Genomic DNA, 3,018 nt, shown 5'->3' with positions numbered 1-3,018 from the left:
CCCGGTCGGGAGGCCGCCCCTTCGCCGTCCGCAGGTGGGCTCACCGGCCTCGCTTCCAGAAGGGGCGGCGGGCCGGTGGGCGGACGGGCTCGCCGGTGAACTCGCCGAGGGTCTGGAGCACGCGGGTCCAGAGGTCGTCGACCTCGTGCTTCGGGCTCGTCGGGATGATGCGGAGCAGGGCTTGGTGGAGCGTCTCCAGCGTGCGGAGGGGCTCGGTGTCCGGCGCGAGATGCGCACGCATGCGTTCGACGACCGACGTCAGCGCCGGAAGCGCCTCGTGCTGCAGGCGGCCGATGCGGTGGGCGGTGTCGGACGAGGTCCCGCGCAGCGACTCCAGCAGGCGTGCCAGTTCCCGCTTGTAGGCATCGAGGTCGGGCGTCGAGGGCTGCTGGGGTGAGCCGTAGCCGGAAGGTGTGCCGGTGTCGCCCACCGGGGGCGCGGGGGGCGAGGTGTCCCGGAGGAAGTCGGGCAGGTCGATGTCGTCGTGATCGTCGAAGGTGTCCTGGTGCACGGGGGCGGCCGGGGGCGCGGGCGGACCACCGGGAGCCGGGGCACCGCCGCCGGCGGGGCGCCTGCTCCGGGGTGCGCTGCCGGGCGCGGCCGGACCGGCCGGACCGGCCGGCGAAGGGACGGCGCTCGGACGCGGAGGTCCGCCGGGGGCCGGTGGCGCGAAGCTGGGCCGCGGCGGAGCCGCGCCCTCGAGCTGCTCGATTGGCGGGGCCATCAGCGGGCTCGCCGATCCGTACACCGCGGGGGCGAGTGCGGAGGCGGCCCAGCCGTCCGGCATCTCGACGGGCTGGACGACCTGGTGCGGCGCGGCGGAGTCGGTCACGACCCGGCTGTCGACGGCGACAAAGGCCGTGAAGCGGCACAGCACCCCGAACCGCAGCGAGGTGTCGACGATGCGCTCTTCGAGGTCGGGGGGCCCACCGACGGTGTAGCGGTCCTCGAGGTCGCGGAGGTGGGCGCGTGCCCAGATCGCCGTGGCGGCGGGGTTCCGGGCGATGGTGCCGGGCGCCTGCTGCCGCCAGGCGGTGCCGTCGGACGCGGTGCCCTCAATGGCGATCGATCCGGCGGTCGCGCCGCGGAACCGCCCCGCGATCACGAGCGGCACTCCCGGGAAGAGGGCGCCCAGGCGGGCGGGCGCCACCGAGTCGGGGACGATCTCCAGGCCCTCGGCCCGCAGGGAGAGGCCGGTGGCGACGGGCGCGCCGATGCGGTGGTGGATCTCGTCCATGGCCTCGTCGAGACGGTCCTCGGACTCGACCAGCTCGCAGCGGCCCTGGCCGATCGAGGCCAGCCGGTTCAGGAAGCCCGCGTTCACGGCCCGGTCGATACCGACGGTGTGGACGCGCACGCCCCGCAGCTTCCGCGCCAGGCGCGCGAGGATCTGGTCCTCGTTGCCGACCTGCCCATCGGTGATGAGGACCAGCACCCGGTCGCGCTTGGAGCGGGCGAAGAGGCCGCAGGCCTCGTCGAGCGGGGCGAGCATCTCGGTGCCGCCGCGGGCGTCCAGCGCGGCCAGGTGCTCGACGGCACGGAACCGGTTGCGGTCCGTGCCGGCGGCCAGGCCCGAGTCGAGGCCGCGGGGGCGCTCGACGACAGTGTCGAAGGAGAGGACGGCGAACCGGTCCTCGTCGCGGAGCGTGTCCACGATCCGCGCGGCGGCCCGCCGGGCGGCGACCATCTTCCAGCCGCTCATGCTGCCCGAACGGTCGAGGACGAGCACCACATCGCGGGGGCTCGGCCGGGCGTCGCCCGAGGGAAGGACCGTCAGGCTGAAGGTGCCCTCGTCGCCGCTCTCGTCCGGCACCAGCGACAGCGCCGCGCTCTCTTGCGGCGCGAAGCCCAGGCGCAGGATGAAGTCGCGGTCGAGGCGCTCGCCCGGATGGAGCCGGACCGTGGTGCGGTCGCCGCCGCTCTCCTCGGTCACCACGTGCAGAGCCGAGTGGATCTCGGTGAGCGGCAGTCCGGACGGGCCGATGTCGGCGCTGATCGCGAGCCGGACCGGGTTGGGGAACCCCGGCAGCAGGACCGGCGGGCTGATCCGGGACGCGTCCGGCACCGCTTCGGTGTCCTCGGCCACCCCGCCGCCCGCGGCCTCGTCGTCCAGCGGCGTTCCCGGGATGTAGCGGGGTGCGACGACGAGCGGGAAGCGGAACGTCGCCGTGGAGGACGATTCGTGCGGCAGCGGCTGGGTGAGCCCCAGCCGGATCGTCACCCGCTCGCCCGGCAGGATGTTGCCCACCTGCATGGTGAACACGTCCGGGCGGTCCTCCTCGGCGATGGCCGCACGCTGCCCCGCCGCTATGGCGGCACTGTAGTCCTGGCGGGCCTGGCCCCGTTCCTTCAACGTCCCCTCGATGACCCGGTCGTCCGCCTCCATGCGCAGTGCGGTCACGGCGGCGCGGTCGGGGAGCGGGAAGATGTAGGTCGCCTCCAGGGGCACGTCGAACGGGTTGCGGAACCCCTGGACGACCTCGACGCCGGCGGCGAGACCGGTGATCGCGGCGTGCACGTCGATTGAGTCGAGCGGAAGGTTGCCCCGGTCGGTGGCCAGGGCGCCGAGCCCGCCGCCGGGTTCCGCGGTCGCGTCGGTCTCGGGCAGGGGGAGTATGCGAACGGTCATTGCGGCCTCCGGGGAGGATCGGCGGGCGGGCGAGTGGAGTCTGCGGGGGAGGCGATGAGCCCTCGCGCGGCCAGCTCGTCGAGCAGCGGCCGCGCTGCGGTCTCGATGGCGCGGAGGTCGTCGGCGCTGAGCGAGCCGGCCTCCAGCAGGAGGGTGAGGTCGGGGGCGAGGCGGACGCCTTGCACGACGGGTGGGACCGGACGGGCATAGTCCGCCGCCACAGTGGCGCGGCCGAACGACATGTCGGGGCGGGCGCTCCAGAAGCGCCCTCTGGTCCGCGCTTTATCGTCGGCCTGCTGCGCACCGCGCGATTGCTGCGCGCTGTCCGACTGTCGTGCGTCGTGTGATTGCTGCGCGCTGTCCGTTTGCCGTGCGTCGTCCGTTTGCTG

At 74.4% G+C, this 3,018-nt stretch carries 1 protein-coding gene and 1 pseudogene; both read right to left on the bottom strand.

Features of this window, described 5'->3' with window-relative positions; all coding sequences use genetic code 11:
- Nucleotides 1–40: 40 nt before the first annotated feature.
- On the bottom strand, nucleotides 41–2,629 hold the full coding sequence (locus ABZ914_RS15750) for a VIT domain-containing protein (protein ID WP_500193601.1): 2,589 nt from the start codon (nucleotides 2,627–2,629) through the stop codon (nucleotides 41–43).
- A pseudogene (locus tag ABZ914_RS15745) lies at nucleotides 2,626–3,018 on the bottom strand (hypothetical protein); the annotation flags it as partial. The gene ABZ914_RS15750 and the pseudogene ABZ914_RS15745, both read right to left, overlap by 4 nt.

The organism is Spirillospora sp. NPDC046719 (assembly GCF_040645715.1).
GTDB lineage: Bacteria > Actinomycetota > Actinomycetes > Streptosporangiales > Streptosporangiaceae > Spirillospora.
This window is presented reverse-complemented; position numbering and strand designations above follow the sequence as displayed.